We start from the raw sequence: 21,605 nt of genomic DNA, 5'->3' as shown, positions 1-21,605 counted from the left end.
ACCGTGAAGGAAATCACTCAACTGGCTGCTGAACTGGGTCGCCGTCTACAGGTGCTCAACGCCCATGTCACCACTGCCGAGTCCTGCACCGGCGGCGGTATCGCGGAAGCTATCACGCGGATTCCGGGGAGTTCTGCCTGGTTCGAGGCGGGTTATGTCACCTATTCCAATCGACAGAAGACGCGGCAATTGAATGTGCCGGAAACGTTGTTTCCAAAAGTTGGCGCCGTCAGCCAGGAAGTGGTGGAAGCCATGGTGCGTGGCGCACAGGAAAAGAGCCTGGCGCGATTTGCCGTCGCGGTCAGCGGTGTGGCGGGGCCGGATGGCGGTTCCCGGGACAAACCGGTGGGCACTGTCTGGCTGGCCTTTGGCGTGGGCGAGGACGTCACGGCCGAACTTGAACACTTCACTGGCAACCGCGATGAGGTCCGCCGACAAACGGTAAAAGCCGCGCTAGAGGGCTTGTTGCGACGAGCTGCAGCAGAAATAGAAAATCAGGGGTAGGCGATCTCCGATCTTTGTGGAACAATACTGTCTACTTATACAGGTGTTGGCCGCCCCGGCCTTATTGATTACGTGAGGACTTTAATGGACGACAACAAGAAGAAAGCCTTGGCTGCGGCCCTGGGTCAGATCGAACGTCAATTCGGCAAGGGTGCCGTAATGCGTATGGGCGATCACGACCGTCAGGCGATCCCGGCTATTTCCACTGGCTCTCTGGGTCTGGACATCGCGCTCGGCATTGGCGGCCTGCCAAAAGGCCGTATCGTTGAAATCTACGGTCCTGAATCTTCCGGTAAAACTACCCTGACCCTGTCGGTGATTGCCCAAGCGCAGAAAATGGGCGCCACCTGCGCGTTCGTCGACGCCGAGCACGCATTGGACCCTGAATACGCCGGCAAGCTGGGCGTCAACGTTGACGACCTGCTGGTTTCCCAGCCGGACACGGGTGAGCAAGCCCTGGAAATCACCGACATGCTGGTGCGCTCCAACGCCATCGACGTGATCGTGGTCGACTCCGTGGCTGCCCTGGTTCCCAAGGCTGAAATCGAAGGCGAAATGGGCGACATGCACGTGGGCCTGCAAGCCCGTCTGATGTCCCAAGCGCTGCGTAAAATCACCGGTAACATCAAGAACGCCAACTGCCTGGTGATCTTCATCAACCAGATCCGTATGAAGATCGGCGTGATGTTCGGCAGCCCGGAAACCACCACCGGTGGTAACGCGTTGAAGTTCTACGCTTCGGTCCGTCTGGATATCCGCCGTACCGGCGCGGTGAAAGAAGGTGACGAGGTTGTGGGTAGCGAAACCCGCGTTAAAGTCGTGAAGAACAAAGTGGCCCCGCCTTTCCGTCAGGCTGAATTCCAGATTCTCTACGGCAAGGGTATCTACCTGAACGGCGAGATGATCGACCTGGGCGTGCTGCATGGTTTCGTCGAAAAATCCGGTGCCTGGTATGCCTACAATGGCAGCAAGATCGGTCAGGGCAAGGCCAACTCGGCCAAGTTCCTGGCAGACAACCCGGACATCGCCGCCACGCTTGAGAAGCAGATCCGCGACAAGCTGCTGACCCCAGCGCCAGACGTGAAAGCTGCCGCCAACCGTGAGCCGGTTGAAGAAGTGGAAGAAGCCGACACTGATATCTGAAGCAAACGATGACAGTTGTACTGGATACACTCGTCGCCGTTCGGCGCACCGCGATGGACCTGCTCGCTCGACGCGAGCATGGTCGAGTCGAGCTGACGCGTAAATTGCGTCAGCGCGGCGCGGAACCCGAGATGATCGAAACTGCCCTCGACCGTTTGACGGAAGAGGGGCTGCTTTCAGAAGCCCGTTACCTCGAAAGTTTTGTCTCCTATCGAGCCCGCTCCGGCTATGGCCCGGCGCGTATTCGCGAAGAACTGAGCCAACGTGGATTGCAGCGTGCGGATATCGATCTTGCCCTGCGTGAGTGCGGTATCAGCTGGCAGGCACAGTTGGAAGACACCTGGCGGCGCAAGTTTTCTGGCCATCTTCCGATTGATGCCAGAGAGCGTGCGAAGCAGGGACGCTTCCTGAGTTATCGCGGGTTTTCGATGGAGATGATCAGTCGCTTGTTGAGCGGTCGGGATATGGACGACTGAACACAGTTGGTGTAGTGAGCGGGCTTGTCCCGCGCTGGGTGGCGAAGCCGCCCCAAACCAGGCGACTTGGTTTTATCTGGAACTTGGCAGTGTCTTTATTGGGGTGGCTTTGCCACCCAGCGCGGGACAAGCCCGCTCACTACAATATTGTGTAGATACCTAAGCCGCCATAAGAAAGGCCCACTATGAAAATAGTGGGCCTTTTTTTTTGCTTAAAAAATCACGCCGGCTCCGGCGCCACCCGCTGCTGAGCCTTCCCCTGAGCCTGTGCCCAGTTCTCCGGCAAATTGATGTAATCCACCAGTTCCCGCAGCCGGCCCTGATCGCGCCCGTTGAAGTTGAATACCAGTCGCGTCAAGTGGCTGAACCTCGGCTCATCATGTTCCTCGCCGGTATACCCGAGCTGCTGGAAGTCCCCACTCAGCCGCAAGCTGGCAAACTCGCTCTGCAAATGGGCCAATGCCCGCTCACTGAGCGGATGATTCATGCGTACCACAAACTCACGTTTCAACCAGCGCGTGGAGTGGAAGTTGGCATAAAACTGGTTGATCTCTTCCACTGCCTCTTCGGCGCTGTACACCAGGCGTACCAGCTTGAGGTCGGTAGGCAGGATATAGCGGTTGGCTTCCAACTGACTGCGGATGAAGTCCAGGGCACCTTGCCAGAACCCGCCGCCTGGGGCGTCCAACAGCACTACCGGTACCAGCGGGCTCTTGCCGGTCTGAATCAGGGTCAACACTTCCAACGCTTCATCCAGCGTGCCGAAACCGCCTGGGCACAACACCAATGCGTCGGCTTCCTTGACGAAGAACAGCTTGCGGGTAAAGAAGAAGTGGAAGGACAGCAGGTTCTCAGTGCCATCAATGGTCGGGTTGGCATGCTGTTCAAACGGCAGGGTGATGTTGAACCCCAGGCTGTGTTCCAAGCCGGCGCCTTCATGGGCGGCGGCCATGATGCCGCCGCCACCGCCGGTGATCACCATCAGGTCCGAGCGTGCCAGCGCTGCGCCGACTTCGCGGGCCAGGGCGTACAGCGGGCTTTCCACCGGGGTGCGTGCCGAGCCGAACACTGTCACTTTGCGGCGGCCCTTGAACTGTTCGAGCACGCGGAAGGCATGGTCCAATTCGCGGATGGCTTGGAGGGTGATCTTGGCGTTCCAGCGGTTGCGGTCGTCCTGAGCCATGCGCAGCACGGTGAGGATCATGTCGCGATACAGGGGGATATTCGGGCTGTTGGGAGCGATCAGTTGGAGTTGAGCTTCGACCTGCTGCGTGAGGTCGGCCCCATTCTCTTCAAAATGTCGAAGCAGGCGGTCATTCGGTTCGTAAGGCATTCAACGTCTCCTTCTTGCAGGGCCCGGGTGGCCGACGAGAGGTTCGCCGGAGGCTACGACACTGCATGTGTCGCTGCTTGCCGCAGGGGGCAACCTTCTTTTGCCCTGAAAATGTTACAGAACAGCATGAAAAGTGCTGAGAATAAATGGCTGGAATGACTTGATCATGGGCCGAAAAACCCTTGGCTGGCAACCACTTATTGGTCGCTCAATAGGGCACTTGGTTGCCTGGAAGGAGTTGACGCGGGGGGAGTGCGCGCTGCCGGGCAGCAGCGCGCGAAGGTAAAACAGTTACTTTTTCTTTTTCGCCGCAGCCGGTGCCGGGCAATCTGCTTCAACGAATTTGACCGACGCCACGGGACGGTTGGTCTTGTTCTCGGTGATTTCGTAGCGCATCACTGCACCTTTGGCCATCAGCTCGCGGTAGCCTTTGTTCAGGCATACGCTTTGGCCAAGCTGGAAGTACACAGCCTTGGGGTTGGCGCGCATCTGTTCGGCGCGGTCGGACATCACGCTCAGGTGATCGATCAGTTGCATGCCTTCAACGGTGTAGGCCACTTCCAGGGTTTTTTCGTCGATTTCCCGGGGCAGGTCCTTATTGCTCTCAGCCGCGACGCTTTGCAGCTTCCTGTTCATTTGGGCCTCCAGCAGCGAGGCCGCCTGGGCGCACACGGGCAATACCAGCGCGAGGGCGACGGATGGGGCGACAAGACGCAGCATGGAACGCAGCATGAAACTCTCCTGATTCGGTTACTGGTGCATAGACCAGCCACTGGGCTGTGCGTTCAGTGGCGCGCAATTATAGGTGAGCCCTTGCCACTACAGCCAGGCGTATCGCTGGTAAACTGCGGCCACTTCAGCCTTCCACGAGTTTCCACCGTGTCGATTTACCCGTTTTACCGGCGCATCCGATGAGCCACGCCGTCTCCCGCCTGCGTACCCAACGTCTGGCTCGCGCCGTGCGGCCGTTCCTCAATCGTGGCTCGCGTGCCGAACGCTGCCCCGGTTGCCGGGTTATCCCGCAATACTGTCTGTGTGCCTGGCGCCCCAAGGTCGAGGCCCGATCTGCCATGTGTCTACTGATGCATGACGTGGAACCGATGAAGCCCAGCAACACCGGCTGGCTGATCGCCGACGTAATCGAGGACACCACCGCATTCGCTTGGTCGCGCACCGAAGTCGATCCGGACTTGCTCACCTTGTTGGCCGACCCGCAGTGGCAGCCCTACATCGTGTTCCCCGGTGAATTTGTGGCGCCCGAGCGCGTGGTCAGCGAAGTAAAGGTGGAGAAGGGCAAGCGCCCGTTGTTCATCTTGCTGGATGGCACTTGGAGTGAAGCACGCAAGATGTTCCGCAAAAGCCCCTACCTTGAGCATTTGCCGGTACTCAGCCTGGCGCCGGAGCAACTGTCGCGCTACAAACTGCGCCGGTCCAAGCGTGATGATCATTTTTGCACCGCCGAAGTCGCCGCCCTGTGCCTTGAACTGGCCGATGACCAGGCTGCCTGCGAAGTACTCGATGCCTACCTCGACGTGTTCAGCACGCATTACCTGGCGGCCAAATTCCAGTTACCCCTGGACCCGACGGACATCGTCCATACTCGTCTTGCGCCCTATATACACGCGGGATAGCCACACGACGTTTGCATGATGGCCCCCTAAACCCGCACGTCGCTAAAATGCCCGTGGGCGTAGTGCTTGACCCCCCAGGCTACGCTGGGCATGCTGAGCGCCGATTGGGGTGCAACCGTGAATTTTCGACGTCGTTTCAGGTGCTTTTGACGTTGAGCGTGCCCTGTGGCGACAGCTGCCTGGCTGCCGCCTTGTGTACTGGCGAGCCCTGAACCCATCAGGACTCCCATAAAAAACAGGATCATTTAATCAATGGCCACATACGAAATCCTGATAGCCGATGACCACCCGCTGTTTCGCAGTGCGCTGCATCAAGCCGTGACCCTAGGCCTTGGCCCGGACGTGCGCCTGGTCGAGGTGGCCAGCATTGCCGAACTGGAAGCCCGCCTTGCCGAAAAGTCCGACTGGGACTTGGTGCTGCTCGACCTGAACATGCCCGGCGCCTATGGTTTTTCCGGGCTGGTGCTGTTGCGCGGGCAATACCCGCAGATCCCCGTGGTGATGGTTTCGGCCCAGGAAGACGCCGATGTGGTGGTGCGCTCCAAGGAGTTTGGCGCCAGCGGTTTCATCCCCAAGTCCAGTGCCATGGAAGATATCCAGAAAGCCGTGCGCACCGTGCTGGATGGCGATGTGTCCTGGCCGCCGCAAGCGTTTGAAGAAATTAACGTGTCCGACGAAGCCAAGGCCGCCCGCGATGGACTGGCCAGCCTGACGCCGCAGCAGTTTCGTGTGCTGACCATGGTTTGCGAAGGTTTGTTGAACAAGCAGATTGCCTACGAGCTGAGCGTATCGGAAGCGACCATCAAGGCCCATGTCACGGCGATCTTCCGCAAGCTGGGCGTGCGTACGCGCACCCAGGCGGCATTGCTCCTGCAACAACTTGAGTCAATTTCGCAGCATTAAGCGTTCAGCGGTTCACGCTTTTTTGACTTGGCGTGATCTAGTTTCCCCACTTCTTTGGTTCAGTTGCCTACGTCTATGTCGCCTTTCAAGGGTCAAACCGGTATCAAACGTATCTTTAACGCAGGTGGCTATTCCCTGGATGGCCTGCGCGCGGCTTTCACGGGCGAGGCAGCATTCCGCCAATTGGTGTTGCTGAACGTCATCCTGATCCCGCTGAGCTTTTTCCTGAATGTCAGCCGCGTCGAACGCGCGTTGTTGATAGCCGTGTGCCTGCTCGCCCTGATCGTCGAGCTGCTCAACTCGGCGGTTGAAGCCGCCATCGACCGCATCTCCCTGGACCGCCACCCGCTGTCGAAGAACGCCAAGGACATGGGTAGCGCTGCGCAGTTTGTCGCGCTGACCATGATCACGCTGGTGTGGGCTGTGATCCTGATCTAAGGCTCAGGCAATGCTCGGCAGCACGATCTCGTCGCTGCGCTGGACCCCAGCGGTAAAGGCGCGGCAAAGCTCCAGGAACTCGCGCATCGCTGAGGTCTGGTACTTCTGTTTATGCCAGATGAAGTAGAACTGCCGGGCCAGGTCAAGGTCCGGGGTTTCCACGGGTACCAAACTGCCACGGCGGAACGCGTCACGCAGCGCCAGCCGGGAAATACAGCCAATCCCCAACCCTGACTCCACCGCCCGTTTGATGGCCTCAGTGTGTTCCAGCTCCAGGCGGATATTCAGCGCGCTGCGGTGATGGCGCATGGCCTGGTCAAACGTCAAGCGCGTGCCTGAGCCTTGTTCGCGCAAAATCCAGGCTTCATGAGTCAACTCTGCCATGGTCGCCACGCCACGCTTGGCCAGGTGATGCTGCGGCGCACAAAACACCACCAGCTCATCTTCCACCCAGGTTTGCACCTCGATGTCCGGGTGGCTGCAGTCGCCTTCGATTAGACCCAAGTCAATTTCGTAGTGCGCGACTTGGTGCACGATATGTGCAGTGTTCTGCACATGCAGCTTCACCTGGCTCTCGGGATGTTGCTGCATGAAGCTGCCGATCAGCAGCGTGGCGAGGTAATTTCCGATGGTCAGGGTGGCGCCGACCGCCAGGGAGCCAAACCCGGACTTGCCGTTGAGCAGGTCCTCGATCTCCTTGGCCTGGTCCAAAAGCGCCACGGCCTGGGGCAACAGCTGATGACCGAGGGCGTTGAGGCTCAGGCGCTTGCCCGCGCGGTCGAACAATTGGCAGCTGGATTGACGCTCCAGCTCGGTGATCGATGTGCTGGCGGCGGATTGAGATAAGGCCAGAAGGCCAGCAGCGCGTGAGACGCTTTCCTGCTGGGCGACGGCGACGAAGACTTGCAGTTGACGGAGAGTAAATCGCATATCGATATAACCGATAACCCTTATCTTAATAATCCAGTTAACAGATATTGTCGCCGCCATTAGAATGCTGTGCAATTGCGCATCTACACCTTTGGCGCAGACCCATTTCCAGGAGTTCCCCGTACATGAGCAACATGAACCACGAGCGTGTCCTCAGTGTTCATCACTGGAACGACACTCTGTTCAGCTTCAAGTGCACCCGTGATCCGGGCCTGCGCTTCGAGAACGGTCAGTTCGTGATGATCGGCCTGCAACAGCCCAACGGCCGCCCGCTCATGCGCGCTTACTCCATTGCCAGCCCGAACTGGGAAGAGCATCTGGAGTTCTTCAGTATCAAGGTGCCAGATGGCCCGCTGACTTCCCAATTGCAGCACTTGAAGGAAGGCGACGAGATCATCATCAGCAAAAAACCGACAGGCACCCTCGTGCTTGACGATTTGAAGCCGGGCAAACACCTGTACCTGCTCAGCACCGGTACCGGCCTTGCTCCGTTCATGAGCGTGATCCAGGACCCGGAAACCTACGAGCGCTTTGAAAAAGTGATCCTGTGCCACGGCGTGCGTTACGTCAACGAAGTCGCTTACCGCGAATTCATCACCGAGCACCTGCCGCAGAACGAATTCTTCGGCGAGGCCCTGCGTGACAAGTTGATCTACTACCCAACCGTTACCCGCGAGCCGTTCGAAAACGAAGGCCGCCTGACCGACCTGATGCGCAGCGGTAAGTTGTTCAGCGACATCGGTCTGCCACCGATCAACCCCGAGGACGACCGCGCCATGCTGTGCGGCAGCCCGAGCATGCTGGATGAAACCAGTGAAGTGTTGAACAGCTTCGGCCTGAAAGTGTCGCCACGCATGCGTGAGCCGGGTGATTACCTGATCGAGCGAGCGTTCGTCGAGAAATAAACACAGATCAAAAAATGTGGGAGCTGGTTTCTGTGGGAGCTGGCTTGCCTGCGATAGCATCACCTCGGTTCAAATGAATGACCGAGGCGTCTGCATCGCAGGCAAGCCAGCTCCCACAGAAGCAGCTCCCACAGTTGTTTTCGGCGTTTAGCTGGCTGGAAGCACTTCCAACACACAAATCAGCCCAGCCTCGGGATAGTGCCAACGCACATCCACGTCCCAGAACTGCGCGCCATACTCTCGCTCCGGCCCCGGCGTTTGATACGCCGGCCGTGGGTCCTGCGCCAGGCACTGCTCAATCAACGCCACCAACGGCTCATCCAAGCGCTGAGCATGGCTTTGCGCCTGATGCAACGCAGTCTTCAGCCATTGCACGGGAATCAGCTGCGGCGCAGCGCTGGCGATCCCGTTGGTGGCCGTGTCGACAATGTCGGCATACGGCACATATGGCTTGATATCCAGCACCGGCGTGCCGTCGAGCAGGTCTATCCCGGAAATCCACAACCGTCCTGGCTCGACCTTGTCCAGTTTCACCACCGACTGGCCAATACCATTGGGGCGATGGGTCGCGCGGGTAGCAAACACGCCCATGGAGGTGTTGCCACCCAAGCGCGGCGGGCGCACTTTCAGGCGTGGCTTGTCTTCCAGGGCCTGGTGGAACAGAAACAGCAGCCACACATGACTGACCTGCTCCAGGCCCTGCACCGCCTCACCCCCGTCGAACGGCGCCACCAATTCCAGCACGCCCCGAGCGGCGGGTGCCAGCTGCGGTTGGCGCGGGATCGCGAACTTCTCCTTGAAGCAGGAGCGCACGAAACCGACGGGCGAGACATGGTAATTCATGGCTTACGCACGAACCCGCAGCGTCAGGCCCTTGAGGAAGTTGCGCAGCAACTGGTCACCGCAGGTCCGGTAGTTGGTGTGGCCGAACTTGCGGAACAGCGCGCTCAACTCAGGCTTGGACACCGGGAACTCGGCCGCCTTGAGGATGGCGTGCATGTCGTCTTCCTTCAGTTCAAAGGCCACGCGCAGCTTCTTGAGGATGATGTTGTTGGTGATCGGGGTTTCGATCGGCTGCGGCGGACGGCTTTCGTCCTTGCCGCGCTTGAAGATCACCAGGCCATCAAGGAAGTGCGCCATGACTTCATCCGGGCAGAACACGAAGCCTTCTTCCTCATCTTTCTTGAGGTAGGTCAGCAGGTCTTCCTTGGTTACGTCCATGCCGCCGAGCTTGGTGATCTCGACCATTTTGTTGTCGCTGATGTCGAGCATGTAGCGCACGCTGCGCAGTACGTCATTGTGAATCATGGTGGGCAATCCTGGTTTTCAACGGTGGACACCGCCCAGGCAGGCGGTGTCGATAATAGGGGAGCGGCTTAGAACTTCTCTTTGCCGGACAGGTAACGCCATTGGCCAACCGGCACTTTGCCGATGGACACGCCGCCGATGCGGATACGACGAATGGCGATGACCTTGAGGCCAACCGCTTCGCAAAACAGTGCAATCACGCCCGGCTGCGGGTTTTTCATTGCAAAACGCAGGCGGTTTTCGTTCTGCCAGCTGGCTTTGACGGCCGGCAGCTCCTTGCCTTTGTAGGTCAGGCCGTGGTTCAGGCGGTTGAGGCCGTGGGCAACCATGTCACCCTCGACTTCCACCACGTATTCCTGCTCGATCTTGGCGGCATCGGCGGTCAGCTTGCGCAGGATCTTCCAATCCTGCGTGAACACCAGAAGGCCGCTGGCCTTGGCTTGCAGGTCGGCGCTGGCGGTCAGGCGCAGGAAGTGGCCCTTGAGCGGGCGCTTGCTGAAGCGATGTTCTTCCGAGAGTGTTTCGGCGCTGATCGACGCCATGGCCGTTTCGGCATCCACGCCGACAGGGGCGTGCAGCAGGATGGTCACCGGCTCGGGCACGGTGGCCTTGGCCTCGGGGTCGAGTTCGACCTTCTGGGTGGTGACCTTGAACTGCGGCTCGTCGATCACTTCACCGTCCACCGAGACCCAGCCGCCTTCAATGAACAGCTCAGCCTCCCGACGGGAGCAACCGACCAGTTCGATAAGGCGTTTGGAGAGGCGTATGGGGTCAGTCATGACAAGGGCCGTAACAAAAGGGGGCGGCTATTGTACCTGCCTGGAGCCGGTTAATCCCGGCCCCATTTCATTTAACCCTGGCGGGACTGCTGTTGCGCCTGGCGCAAACGCAGACGCAGCAACGGATAAGGCTGGCCCAGGCCATCATGCTCCGTGCGTCCGACCACCTCGAAGCCTTGCTTGAGGTAAAAGCCCAGGGCCTGGGGGTTCTGTTCGTTCACCTCGAGTTCGTCGGCGTTCATGCGTTCAATGGCATAGCGCAGCAATTGCCGGCCAAGGCCCTGGCCCCGGTGCTGCGGGTCGATAAACAGCATTTCGACCTTGCCCGCGGCCACGCCAGCGAACCCGGTGATGCATTGATGCGAGTCCCTGGTGCAGATCAGCATCACTGTGTCCAAATAGTGCGTCAGCACCAGATGCCTCAGTCGCTCGATGTAGCTCTCCGGCAAAAAATCGTGGGTGGCCCGCACTGAGGACTCCCAGATTTCAGTCAGTTTTTGATAATCGCTGGTTTTGGGGGTATGGATAACCGAATGCTGACGCATGCCGCTGCTTCCTGCCAGTGAGGGGCGATGGGCAAACGATAGACCTAAAAAAGCCCCACATCTTGATCAGATGCAGGGCTTTTGATTTTGTCGCCGATCAGTCGCGCTTTTCAGCCCACAAATCGTACTCGTCGGCGTCCGTCACGGTGCACCAGACCTTGTCACCCGGCTTCAAGCCGCTGGCATCGTCGATAAACACGTTACCGTCGATTTCCGGTGCATCGAAGAAGCAGCGGCCAACCGCGCCTTGCTCGTCGACTTCGTCGATCAGCACTTCGATTTCCTTGCCGATGCGCAGTTGCAGGCGCGCCGAGCTGATAGCCTGCTGGTGCGCCATGAAACGCTCCCAACGGTCCTGCTTGACGTCGTCCGGCACTACGGCCAGGTCCAGCAGGTTGGCCGGGGCGCCTTCAACCGGTGAGTACTGGAAGCAGCCGACGCGATCCAGTTGGGCTTCTGTCAGCCAGTCCAGCAGGTACTGGAAGTCTTCTTCGGTTTCGCCGGGGAAGCCGACGATGAAGGTCGAACGGATGATCAGCTCCGGGCAGATCTCGCGCCAGTTCTTGATGCGCGCCAGGGTCTTGTCTTCGAATGCCGGGCGTTTCATGGCCTTGAGCACTTTCGGGCTGGCGTGCTGGAACGGGATGTCCAGGTACGGCAGGATCTTGCCGGCGGCCATCAGCGGGATCAGCTCGTCCACGTGCGGGTACGGGTAAACGTAGTGTAGGCGCACCCACACACCCAGGCTGCTCAAGGCTTCGCAGAGTTCGGTCATGCGGGTTTTCACCGGCGCGCCGTTCCAGAAGCCGGTGCGGTATTTCACGTCGACGCCGTAGGCGCTGGTGTCCTGGGAGATCACCAGCAGCTCTTTCACGCCGGATTTGACCAGGCGCTGGGCCTCGTCCAGTACGTCACCCACCGGGCGGCTGACCAGCTTGCCGCGCATCGACGGGATGATGCAGAAGCTGCAGCTGTGGTTGCAGCCTTCGGAGATCTTCAGGTACGCGTAGTGGCGCGGGGTCAGCTTGATGCCTTGCGGCGGCACCAGGTCAATCAGCGGGTTGTGGTCCTGGCGTGGCGGCACCACCTGGTGCACGGCGTTGACCACCTGCTCGTACTGCTGCGGGCCGGTCACCGCGAGCACGCTTGGGTGCACATTGCGGATATTGCCTTCTTCCACACCCATGCAGCCGGTCACGATGACCTTGCCGTTTTCCTTGATCGCTTCGCCGATCACTTCCAGCGACTCTGCCTTGGCCGAGTCAATGAAGCCGCAGGTGTTGACCACCACCACGTCAGCGTCCTGGTAGGTGGACACAACGTCATAGCCTTCCATGCGCAGTTGCGTGAGGATGCGCTCGGAGTCAACCAGAGCCTTCGGGCAACCCAGGGAAACAAAGCCAACCTTGGGGTTGGCTTTTGCGATGGTGGTGGACATGTCTAACCTCGGTATTGAATGACGCTGCCGATCGTGCACGACGAGACAACGGATGGGCACTTGAAGTGTGCCTCTGATCAAAAAGTGCGCAATTCTAGCGACGGGCAGCGCACTTGACCAGCTTTATGCAGCGAAAAGCGACGAGTGCTGCGCTATGCTTCGCGCCGTTGCGCGTAGGTAAAATCCTAAGGTCAATAAAACGTCTGTTACGAGAAGTAAAACAGCGCATGCTAGGGTCAGCTTAGAGGCGTTGTTTATAAAGACCGCAGGTCATAAGGGCAGGAGTGGTTGATGGGTCAGGCAAGTAGTCCGGCGGCAGGCGCCGAGCATTCCACCGCAAAGCCGATTGGCATGCTGGTGGCAGCGGTCGGGGTGGTTTACGGCGATATCGGGACCAGCCCGCTCTACACCCTTAAAGAGGTGTTCAACGGCGGCTATGGGGTTCAGGTCAACCATGACGGTGTGCTGGGGATCCTGGCGCTGATCTTCTGGTCGCTGATTTGGGTCGTCTCGATCAAATACATGCTGTTTGTGCTGCGCGCCGACAACCAGGGCGAGGGCGGCATCATGGCTCTGACTGCACTGGCGCGACGGGCGGCGGGGGAGCGCAAGAAGCTGCGCAGCTTCCTGGTGGTGTGTGGCCTGTGCGGCGCGGCGCTGTTCTACGGCGACAGCATGATCACCCCGGCGATTTCCGTGTTATCGGCGGTTGAAGGCCTGGAGCTGGCGTTCGACGGTTTGGAAAAATGGGTCGTGCCCATCGCCCTTGTTGTGCTGGTGGCCTTGTTCCTGATCCAAAAGCACGGCACTGACCACATCGGCAAGCTGTTCGGACCTGTGATGGTGACCTGGTTCCTGGTCCTGGGCGGTCTCGGTGTGTATGGCATCACCCTGCATCCTGAGGTACTCAGTGCCATGAACCCGATGTGGGCGGTGCGCTTCTTCGAGGCTCACCCGGGCATTGGCGTGGCTATCCTTGGCGCGGTGGTGCTGGCACTGACCGGCGCCGAAGCACTGTATGCCGACATGGGCCACTTCGGCCGCAAACCCATTGCCCGCGCCTGGTTCATCCTGGTGCTGCCGGCGCTGGTACTCAATTATTTCGGCCAAGGCGCGATGCTGCTGGGTGACCCGGAAGCCGCGCGCAACCCGTTCTACCTGCTGGCACCCAGCTGGGCGTTGATCCCGCTGGTGGTGTTGTCCACCCTGGCCACGGTGATTGCGTCCCAGGCGGTGATTTCCGGTGCGTTCTCGTTGACGCGCCAGGCGATCCAACTGGGCTACATCCCGCGCATGCATATCCAGCACACCTCCAGTGCCGAGCAGGGCCAGATCTACATCGGCGCGGTGAACTGGTCGCTGATGGTGGGCGTGATCCTGCTGGTGCTGGGGTTCGAATCCTCCAACGCATTGGCGTCGGCCTACGGCGTGGCGGTAACCGGCACCATGCTGATGACGACCATCCTGGTGTCGGCGGTGATGTTGTTGCTGTGGAAATGGCCGCCGATCCTGGCAGTACCGGTCTTGGTCTGCTGCCTGCTGGTGGACGGGCTCTACTTCGCCGCCAACGTGCCGAAGATCATCCAGGGCGGCGCCTTCCCGGTTTTGGCGGGGATCGTGTTGTTCGTGCTGATGACCACCTGGAAGCGCGGCAAACAATTGCTGGTGGAGCGTCTCGACGAAGGCGGCCTGCCGCTGCCGATCTTTATCAGCAGTATCCGCGTGCAGCCACCCCATCGGGTCCAGGGCACCGCCGTGTTCCTCACCGCGCGCCCGGACGCTGTGCCCCACGCGCTGTTGCACAACCTGCTGCATAACCAGGTGTTGCATGAGCAAGTGGTGTTGCTGACGGTGGTCTATGAGGACATTCCTCGCGTACCGGCGGCACGGCGCTTCGAAGTGGATGCCTACGGCGAAGGCTTCTTCCGGGTGATCCTGCACTTTGGTTTTACCGACGAGCCGGACGTGCCTGAAGCGCTGAAGTTGTGTCACTTGGATGACCTGGACTTCAGCCCGATGCGCACCACGTACTTCCTCAGCCGCGAGACGGTGATCGCCTCTCGCATCAAGGGCATGGCGCGCTGGCGCGAGGCGTTGTTCGCGTTCATGTTGAAGAATGCCAACGGCAACCTGCGCTTCTTCAAACTCCCGGTAAACCGGGTGATCGAGCTGGGTACCCAGGTCGAAATGTAAGCTTTTGCAACACGGGAGCCGGCAATCGGCTCCCGCTTCTCTTTCTGAACCCTGTGCATTCCACCGTTGTCGACTAGGCTCTAAGCACTGTTGAACAGTGCCCATAGAACCCAGAAGAGGTGCGCCATGAGTCAACTGCTCGAACCCTATACCCTGCGCCAATTGACCCTGCTCAATCGCATCGCGGTCTCGCCGATGTGCCAGTATTCGGCGGTCGACGGCCTGGCCAATGATTGGCACTTGGTACACCTTGGCAGCCGTGCGGTCGGCGGTGCGGGGCTGATTTTTACCGAAGCCACCGCTGTCACCGCTGATGGCCGCATCACCGCTCAGGACCTGGGCTTGTGGAACGACGCACAGATCGAACCGTTGCGACGCATCACGCGCTTTATTGCGGCACAGGGCGCTGTGGCCGGCATTCAATTGGCTCACGCCGGTCGCAAGGCCAGCACCCATCGGCCCTGGATCGGCAAGCACGGCAGTGTCAAGGCGGAGGAGGGCGGCTGGGTGCCGGTAGGGCCCTCGCCGATTGCCTTCGATCCTCAGCACACTCAACCCAAGCAGTTGGATGAGGGGCAGATCCAACAAGTGATCGCCGATTTTGTCGCCGCCGCCAAGCGTGCGTTGACCGCGGGTTTTGAAGTGGTGGAAATCCACGCAGCGCATGGTTACCTGTTGCATCAATTCCTGTCGCCGATCAGCAATCAGCGTCAGGACAGGTACGGCGGCTCGTTTGAAAACCGTATCCGCCTGGTGCTGCAGGTCACAGAGGCCGTGCGTGAAGCCTGGCCCCAGGAGCTGCCGTTGTTTGTGCGGGTGTCGGCCACCGACTGGGTGGAAGATGGCTGGAACCCTGACGAAACCGTGGAACTGGCGCGACGCCTGAAAGACCTTGGCGTGGACCTGATTGACGTATCGTCCGGTGGCACGGCCGCTAACGCCGAGATCCCTACCGGCCCGGGCTACCAGACCCGTTTCGCCGAGCGGGTGCGCAAAGAGTCGGGCATGGCTACCGGCACCGTTGGCATGATCACCGAGCCGGCCCAGGCCGAGCACATCCTGCGCACCTGCCAGGCCGACATCATCTTCCTGGCGCGTGAACTGCTGCGTGACCCTTACTGGCCGCTGCATGCCGACGACGACCTGGGCGGTCGCAAGGCGATTTGGCCGGCGCAGTATCAAAGGGCGACCCATCGCGACCAGCCGATTCATGAGTCTGATCTGCGCGATTAATCCGCTGTTGGACTCGCTGACTGAAACCCACCCTGACCCGGTGGGTTTTTTTACGCGCGCAGGTGTCGGATATGTCTGTAGGTATTTGTTACCTAAGCAATTATTTAAGTTAATACTCTAAAAAAATCCCACACGAGAGCAGATTTTTTCTACCCTTAGGGTAAGCCTGATTTCTGGCCCAGGAAGTCAGTGGGTTTGCTCACTGAGGCATTGCGCTTCATGGGAGACGGGTAATGGGCAACAGGAGTATTCGATGCATATCAGGAGAACCAGTCCATGGCCAAGTCCTATGGTGTAGCGGGTGTGGTGACGTCTTTTCTGACCCGCAGGATGTCGTTGCGGGGGCGAAGGTTGAGCTCAGATGAAGTGGAATTGCTGGCGCAGTACCGCGCCCTGACCGAGAACGATCAGATGGCAATGCGCTATTTGATTGGGGCGATGAAGAGTGTGTCGCGGTTCTGAGGATCGTCGTTAAACAAGGTGGGAGCTGGCAAGCCAGCTCCCACCGGTATCACGTGTACTTACGCTGGTCCGGTGCCGGCGGGAAGTACTGATACAACCAGGTTTCACTCAAGGTGCGGTCCTGGGTACGGATAAACAGGCGCAGTTCCACCGGCTCCACGCTGTCGCTGGTCGGGTACCAGTCGAACAGGATGCGGTAGCCCTTGATGTTATCCAGCACCAGCACGCTGAAATCCTTGACCTGGCCATGGGAGCACGTCACCACTGGCTCAATCCCCGTGCCGGGTGGCAGGCGGTCCAGGCCACCGCCCTTGAAGTCCACGGCGAAACGGCGCGCCCACACCTCAGGGTAGTGCTCACCCGGTGCCCAACCTTCGATAAAGCCACCCATGCCTGAGCGGGTCGCGTCTACCTGGGCCAACGGCGTGCTCACCGGTGGCAGGGCGCTCCAGTACAGCTTGTAGCCGTAGTTCAGTGATTCGCCGGCTGCCACGGGTTTTTTTGGGGTCCAGAAGGCCACGATGTTATCGAGGGTCTCGCCGGTTGTAGGAATTTCCAACAGGTCGATGGAGCCTTCACCCCAAGCCGTGGTGGGTTCAACCCATAGGCTCGGGCGCTTGCTGTACCAGTCCACGGTGTCTTGGTAACTGGCGAACTCATGGTCGGTCTGCACCAGGCCAAAGCCTTTGGGGTCGATGTCGGCAAACGCGTTGAACTGCAGCTTGGCCGGGTTGTTCAGCGGGCGGCAGATCCATTCGCCATTGCCGCGCCACATCGCCAGGCGGTCCGAGTCGTGGATTTGCGGGTGGATGGTGTCGCACATGCGGCGCTCATGGGTACCGCAACTGAACATGCTGGTCATCGGCGCGATGCCCAGTTGTTCGATGGCGGTACGCGCATTGATGTGCGCATCGATCGCCATCACCACCTGGTTGGCCTGGCAGTCGATATCGAAGCGGTAGGCGCCGGTGGCGCTCGGCGAGTCGAGCAGGGCGTAGACCACGAAGCGGGTGGCGTTCTTGTCCGGGGTTTCGAACCAGAACTGCGTGAAATCGGGGAATTCCTCGCGTTTTTTTGCGTAGGTGTCGATGGCCAGGCCACGGGCGGAGAGGCCGTACTGGCCGGTGGAATCCACTGCGCGAAAGTAGCTCGCGCCGAGAAATGACAGCACATCATGGCGGTCCAGTTCCGGCGCCTTGAACAGCTTGAAGCCGGAGAAACCCAGGTCGCCGGTCAGCTGTTTGGTGTCGACCGTGGTTTTTTCATAGTTGAACAGCGAAGGGCGGAAATGCACCTCACGGGCTTCGCGGGTCTTGGGGTCGACGCTGTGCATGCGCACCGGCGTCTTGAACCCCATGCCGACGTGGAAGAACTGCACGTCGAGCTGGCCGTTCAATTCCTTCCACAACGAGTGGTTGCCGTCGTAGCCGATGGCGTTGAAATTCTGCGGGGTCATGGTCGCCAGGGTGGGCGGCAGCACTTGTTTCGTGTCTTTGTAAGCGGTCCCGGCGAGTTGCTTGGCCTGGGCCTTCAGCGATTCGAAATCGAACGCCACGGCCTTGCCATCGGCGGCACGGTTCCCGGCCCAGGCCTGGGCGGCAAGCAGGCCGCTGGCCGACAAACCGGTGTAAGCCGCAATGGCCATGGACGCTTTGAGCAAATTCCTGCGGTGCATAGAGACAACCTGTCGTGAGCAAATCCCGCGCCGTTCCTGGCACGTAGCGGATCAGAAATTACGGTTCGGACATGCCTTCGGCCAAACGCAACGGACATTAAACAGACGCCGGATAGCTTAAGCGGTTCGATGACGCAGGAAAATTGATTGATAGCGGGGTGATGGCGTTGCATGTGAAACAAGACATTTCCAGGTCCTTCTCAGGTCAGCTCACTTCAGCGACTGCTCGATATGCCTCATCAATCGCCGCATGCGCATACGCACTCCACGCCGCGTCCGAATTGGCAATGCTCACATGCCCCACCGGCTTTCTCGCCAGCTTCATCCATGCTTCGTTCTCATCGGCATCATCAAACAAACTGTTGGAGAAGCTCGCATAACCATGTGACCAGCGGTTGACAGTGATCGCCAGAATATCGGTCTGGTGGTTGAACCCACCCGGCCCGAGCATGCGTTGCAACTGGTCACGCAACTGCGCTTCCAGTTGCTCGAACGTCTGCCCATATAACTTGCCTCGCCCGGCGCGTGCCTGGTCGCGGGCGTTCATGCCGCTGTTGGGGCTGGTGGGTACGTAGACCATATGCAAGCCAATCGGCTGCGTCGGGTCGCGCGGGTGGTCGTAGCCGCCCATGCTCACCGGGTAGTCCAGTTTGATCCGGCTGTAAGGCTGGGTTGCCGCGTAAATTTCGTGCACGCCCAGTTTCTGGAACGACTGCCAATTGCGGATCACCACCTTGGTGTACACCAGCGGGTATTTGACGTTCTGGCTCAGGGCATGGGCTTGGGGCGCGGGCAGGTCCTTCAACAGGTAAGGAATCATCATGTTGTAGCAGGCCAGGATGCAGCGTTTGCCGCGCACCTGTGCGAGTTGTCCGCCACGGCTGTAGCCGATGTGCACGCCGTCACCGACGTTACGCACACTCACCGCCGTGCTGTTCAAACGCAGCCGCACCGCCGCCTTGGGTTGATCGAGCCTGGCGTAATCAAAGGCCGCCAGCACGATATCGTCCATGGTATGGCCCGGCGCCACACCTGGGATCAGGCTGCGCACCAGCAACCGCGCCACCGACGCATTGCCGTCCGGGAAATGGTAGATGTAGGGCTCTTCCATTTCCGCCGCCGCTTCTTCACTGATTGGCGCCAGATTCATCCCGGCAAAGCCAGGGAAACCCACGTTATAAGCGTCGGACGACGCCACCGCATCAATGCTCAGGGCCATGAAGTCATTGGTGCGGCTCTGGAAGTACTTCACCGCGCCTTCGGAAAGTCCTACGTTCTTGCGTAAAAAATCCCGGTAGCTGGTGGCTGCCAGGTAGGCGGCTTTTTCGTTGGCGGTCTTGCCCAGCAGGTAATCCTTGGGCGCTGTGTGCAGCTCGATCAGGGCCTGGCGGTCCGCAGCTGGCAACGGAAAGTCATTGATGAAATCGCCGATGGCGCGCGCATTCAGTCGGTCCGGGGCGATGTCGTCGGCCACCATCGGCGTTGGGTCGCCGGTCACCAGTTTGTCTTCGCCGAAGTTTTCCTTGTCGAAAAACACCCCGCGCGACAGGCCGAGGCCAGGGTAGAACTGGCGGTCGAAGGCGGTTTCGAAGCGCTTGATGTTCACCCCGAGCTTTTTCAACAGCCCGTTCACGTGCTGGCTGTAAAGGTGGTTGGGCGACTGGAACGCCTCGCTGCCACCGTAGCCGATGATCATGCGGCCGCCGGCCTGGAACTCGTTGCGCTTGGCGTGGCCGCCGAAGTCGTCGTGGTTTTCCAGGATCAGGATCTTCGCCTTGGGGTGCTTCTCGCGGTAGAACCACGCCGCCGACAACCCACTCAAGCCGCCACCCACGACCACTAGATCGTAATCCTCGGTGATCGGTAGTTTTTCGGTGTCGAACACCTTCTTTTCCCAGCCCATCTGGTGCGCCACTTCAAACGAGCCGACATGGCTGCCGCGCAAGCCGGTAAGGGCGGGTGGGTAGTAACGACCATCGGGAGCGGCTTGAAGCAGTTGCAGCGGGGTCATACCCGCGGCAATGGTGACAGCGACGCCGTTGAGGAAGTCGCGGCGGGTGATATCCATGGGAACCTGCGAATTATTTATTGTTATAAGAAGATCCCCTGTGGGAGCGGGCTTGCTCGCGAATACGGTGTGTCAGTCGACACATGTGTGCCGGATGTACCGCATTCGCGAGCAAGCCTGCGCCCACAGGGGGCACAGCATTAGTGCTTGAACATCACATGGCGAACGGTGGTGTAGTCCTCCAGCCCGTACATGGACATGTCCTTGCCGTAGCCGGACAGTTTCTGACCGCCGTGAGGCATTTCGCTGACGAGCATGAAGTGGGTGTTCACCCAGGTGCAGCCGTACTGCAAGCGCGCGGCCAAGCGATGGGCGCGTCCTACATCGGCGGTCCATACGGATGACGCCAGGCCGTAGTCCGAATCATTGGCCCAGCCCAGCACTTGCGCTTCATCGGTGAACTTGGTCACCGACACCACGGGCCCGAATACCTCGCGGCGCACGATCTCGTCGTCCTGCTGCGCGTCGGCCAGCACGGTCGGCTCAAAGAAGAAACCATTGCCTTCCACCGCCTTGCCGCCGGTGACCATGCGAATATGCGGTTGTGCCACGGCGCGTTCGACAAACCCGGCGACACGGTCGCGATGCTGAGCGGTAATCAGCGGGCCCAGTTCGGTGGCCGGATCATCCTGCAAACCGTACTTGATGCTGGCGACCGCGGCGCCGAGCTTCTCAACAAACGCATCGTAGATGTCCGCTTGCGCGTAGATCCGGCACGCAGCGGTGCAATCCTGCCCGGCGTTGTAGAAGCCAAAGGTGCGAATGCCTTCCACGGCAGCATCGATATCGGCATCGTTGAAGATGATCACCGGCGCCTTGCCGCCCAGCTCCATGTGCATGCGCTTAACGCTGTCGGCGGTGCTGGAAATGATGTTTGCACCGGTGGCGATGGAGCCGGTCAGCGAGACCATGCGCACTTTCGGATGATTCACCAGTGGGCTGCCGACGGTTGGCCCACGCCCGAACACCAGATTGAGTACGCCGGCCGGGAAAATTTCAGCGGCCAGTTCGACCATGCGCAACGCGGTCAGCGGGGTTTGTTCTGACGGCTTGAGCACCACGGTATTACCGGCGGCGAGCGCCGGGGCAATTTTCCAGGCGACCATCATCAGTGGGTAGTTCCACGGTGCGATGGAGGCAATCACGCCCACCGGGTCGCGGCGGATCATCGAGGTGTGCCCGGGCAAGTACTCACCGCCGGCCGAGCCGCTCATGCAACGGCTGGCACCGGCAAAGAAGCGGAACACGTCGGCAATCGCCGGGATTTCATCGTTCAGCGCGGCGCTGTAAGGCTTGCCGCAGTTGTCCGATTCCAGCTTGGCCAGCTCTTCGCCATGGGCTTCGATCACGTCCGCCAGCTTCAGCAGCAACAGCGAGCGATCCTTGGGCGCGGTTTGCGACCAGCCTTCGAAGGCGGCATCGGCAGCGCGCACGGCGGCGTCGACCTGGGCTTCGCTGGCTTCCTTGATTTCCACCAGCACGCGGCCGAGTGCCGGGTTGAATATGGCTTGGGCCGGGCCTTCGCCTTCTACCAGTTGGCCGTTGATCAGTAGCTTGGTTTGCATGGTTCAGCTCTCCTAAAGCGAGTGTTTACCCCTGAATAAATGCGATTCAAATGTGGGAGCTGGCTTGCCAGCTCCC

21 protein-coding genes are annotated in these 21,605 nt (G+C 59.8%); 10 read left to right on the top strand and 11 right to left on the bottom strand.

Annotation, left to right across the window (positions count from 1 at the left end; translation table 11 throughout):
* Positions 1-3: 3 nt before the first annotated feature.
* The 3 genes from BFP95_RS18375 (at position 4) to recX (ending at position 2,123) form a co-directional block, all read left to right on the top strand.
* A complete protein-coding gene (locus tag BFP95_RS18375; RefSeq protein ID WP_065872503.1) occupies positions 4-504 on the top strand; it encodes a CinA family protein in 501 nt (166 codons plus the stop codon).
* An 84-nt stretch (positions 505-588) separates the two neighbouring features.
* The gene (recA, locus tag BFP95_RS18370; RefSeq protein WP_048720087.1) at positions 589-1,647 is read left to right on the top strand and encodes a recombinase RecA; all 1,059 of its coding nucleotides are present in this window, start codon (positions 589-591) and stop codon (positions 1,645-1,647) included.
* Positions 1,648-1,655: 8 nt separating this feature from the next.
* Positions 1,656-2,123, top strand: coding sequence for a recombination regulator RecX (recX, locus tag BFP95_RS18365; RefSeq protein ID WP_016977936.1), 468 nt, complete (start codon positions 1,656-1,658; stop codon positions 2,121-2,123).
* 220 nt (positions 2,124-2,343) lie between these two features.
* On the opposite strand, the gene BFP95_RS18360 is transcribed toward recX, so the two are convergent.
* The gene (locus BFP95_RS18360) at positions 2,344-3,456 is read right to left on the bottom strand and encodes an LOG family protein (RefSeq protein WP_065890139.1); all 1,113 of its coding nucleotides are present in this window, start codon (positions 3,454-3,456) and stop codon (positions 2,344-2,346) included.
* A gap of 291 nt (positions 3,457-3,747) precedes the next feature.
* Positions 3,748-4,188, bottom strand: a complete 441-nt coding sequence (locus BFP95_RS18355; RefSeq protein ID WP_049709734.1) for a PA3611 family quorum-sensing-regulated virulence factor — start codon at positions 4,186-4,188, stop codon at positions 3,748-3,750.
* A 179-nt stretch (positions 4,189-4,367) separates the two neighbouring features.
* Between BFP95_RS18355 and BFP95_RS18350 the strand changes: the two genes are divergently transcribed.
* From BFP95_RS18350 to BFP95_RS18335, 3 genes are all read left to right on the top strand, one after another.
* Complete coding sequence (locus tag BFP95_RS18350; protein ID WP_065910510.1) at positions 4,368-5,087, top strand: tRNA-uridine aminocarboxypropyltransferase; 720 nt, start codon at positions 4,368-4,370, stop codon at positions 5,085-5,087.
* 252 nt (positions 5,088-5,339) lie between these two features.
* Positions 5,340-5,990, top strand: a complete 651-nt coding sequence (gene erdR / locus BFP95_RS18340) for a response regulator transcription factor ErdR (protein WP_065872500.1) — start codon at positions 5,340-5,342, stop codon at positions 5,988-5,990.
* 75 nt (positions 5,991-6,065) lie between these two features.
* Positions 6,066-6,428 (top strand): diacylglycerol kinase, encoded by a 363-nt coding sequence (locus BFP95_RS18335; protein WP_003172176.1) that lies wholly within the window; start codon positions 6,066-6,068, stop codon positions 6,426-6,428.
* Between the two features lie 3 nt (positions 6,429-6,431).
* Here the strand turns inward: BFP95_RS18335 and BFP95_RS18330 are convergent, their stop codons facing one another.
* The gene (locus BFP95_RS18330) at positions 6,432-7,358 is read right to left on the bottom strand and encodes a LysR family transcriptional regulator (protein ID WP_049709730.1); all 927 of its coding nucleotides are present in this window, start codon (positions 7,356-7,358) and stop codon (positions 6,432-6,434) included.
* A 125-nt stretch (positions 7,359-7,483) separates the two neighbouring features.
* Here BFP95_RS18330 and fpr point away from each other — a divergent pair, with 125 nt between their 5' ends.
* Positions 7,484-8,263 (top strand): ferredoxin-NADP reductase, encoded by a 780-nt coding sequence (gene fpr, locus BFP95_RS18325; RefSeq protein ID WP_003189055.1) that lies wholly within the window; start codon positions 7,484-7,486, stop codon positions 8,261-8,263.
* Positions 8,264-8,410: 147 nt separating this feature from the next.
* Here the strand turns inward: fpr and tsaA are convergent, their stop codons facing one another.
* From tsaA to rimO, 5 genes are all read right to left on the bottom strand, one after another.
* The gene (tsaA, locus tag BFP95_RS18320; RefSeq protein WP_065872499.1) at positions 8,411-9,106 is read right to left on the bottom strand and encodes a tRNA (N6-threonylcarbamoyladenosine(37)-N6)-methyltransferase TrmO; all 696 of its coding nucleotides are present in this window, start codon (positions 9,104-9,106) and stop codon (positions 8,411-8,413) included.
* A gap of 3 nt (positions 9,107-9,109) precedes the next feature.
* Positions 9,110-9,571: a DUF1456 family protein gene (locus BFP95_RS18315; RefSeq protein WP_049709728.1), complete on the bottom strand. Its 462-nt coding sequence runs from the start codon at positions 9,569-9,571 to the stop codon at positions 9,110-9,112.
* A 68-nt stretch (positions 9,572-9,639) separates the two neighbouring features.
* Entirely contained in the window at positions 9,640-10,350 is a 711-nt protein-coding gene (locus tag BFP95_RS18310) for an rRNA pseudouridine synthase (protein ID WP_065872498.1), read from the bottom strand.
* A gap of 71 nt (positions 10,351-10,421) precedes the next feature.
* Positions 10,422-10,895 (bottom strand): GNAT family N-acetyltransferase, encoded by a 474-nt coding sequence (locus BFP95_RS18305; protein WP_065910508.1) that lies wholly within the window; start codon positions 10,893-10,895, stop codon positions 10,422-10,424.
* Positions 10,896-10,992: 97 nt separating this feature from the next.
* Positions 10,993-12,333, bottom strand: coding sequence for a 30S ribosomal protein S12 methylthiotransferase RimO (gene rimO, locus BFP95_RS18300; protein WP_046384502.1), 1,341 nt, complete (start codon positions 12,331-12,333; stop codon positions 10,993-10,995).
* Between the two features lie 291 nt (positions 12,334-12,624).
* Here rimO and BFP95_RS18295 point away from each other — a divergent pair, with 291 nt between their 5' ends.
* The 3 genes from BFP95_RS18295 (at position 12,625) to BFP95_RS18285 (ending at position 16,221) form a co-directional block, all read left to right on the top strand.
* Positions 12,625-14,526, top strand: a complete 1,902-nt coding sequence (locus BFP95_RS18295; protein ID WP_065872496.1) for a potassium transporter Kup — start codon at positions 12,625-12,627, stop codon at positions 14,524-14,526.
* Positions 14,527-14,652: 126 nt separating this feature from the next.
* Positions 14,653-15,759 (top strand): NADH:flavin oxidoreductase/NADH oxidase, encoded by a 1,107-nt coding sequence (locus BFP95_RS18290; RefSeq protein WP_065872495.1) that lies wholly within the window; start codon positions 14,653-14,655, stop codon positions 15,757-15,759.
* Positions 15,760-16,035: 276 nt separating this feature from the next.
* Entirely contained in the window at positions 16,036-16,221 is a 186-nt protein-coding gene (locus BFP95_RS18285; protein ID WP_049709721.1) for a hypothetical protein, read from the top strand.
* A 49-nt stretch (positions 16,222-16,270) separates the two neighbouring features.
* Here BFP95_RS18285 and BFP95_RS18280 read toward each other — a convergent pair whose 3' ends face one another.
* The 3 genes from BFP95_RS18280 to BFP95_RS18270 all read right to left on the bottom strand — a co-directional run bounded on the left by BFP95_RS18280 (position 16,271) and on the right by BFP95_RS18270 (position 21,529).
* Positions 16,271-17,896: a glucan biosynthesis protein D gene (locus BFP95_RS18280; protein ID WP_065910507.1), complete on the bottom strand. Its 1,626-nt coding sequence runs from the start codon at positions 17,894-17,896 to the stop codon at positions 16,271-16,273.
* Positions 17,897-18,101: 205 nt separating this feature from the next.
* On the bottom strand, positions 18,102-19,964 hold the full coding sequence (locus BFP95_RS18275; RefSeq protein ID WP_065880095.1) for an NAD(P)-binding protein: 1,863 nt from the start codon (positions 19,962-19,964) through the stop codon (positions 18,102-18,104).
* A 140-nt stretch (positions 19,965-20,104) separates the two neighbouring features.
* Positions 20,105-21,529, bottom strand: a complete 1,425-nt coding sequence (locus BFP95_RS18270; protein WP_065910506.1) for a gamma-aminobutyraldehyde dehydrogenase — start codon at positions 21,527-21,529, stop codon at positions 20,105-20,107.
* Between the last annotated feature and the right edge of the window lie 76 nt (positions 21,530-21,605).

Origin of the sequence: Pseudomonas sp. 58 R 12, assembly GCF_900005865.1 — a bacterium.
GTDB lineage: Bacteria > Pseudomonadota > Gammaproteobacteria > Pseudomonadales > Pseudomonadaceae > Aquipseudomonas > Aquipseudomonas tritici.
The sequence above is the reverse complement of the archived record's forward strand: the minus strand, read 5'-3'. Positions and strand labels throughout refer to the sequence as shown.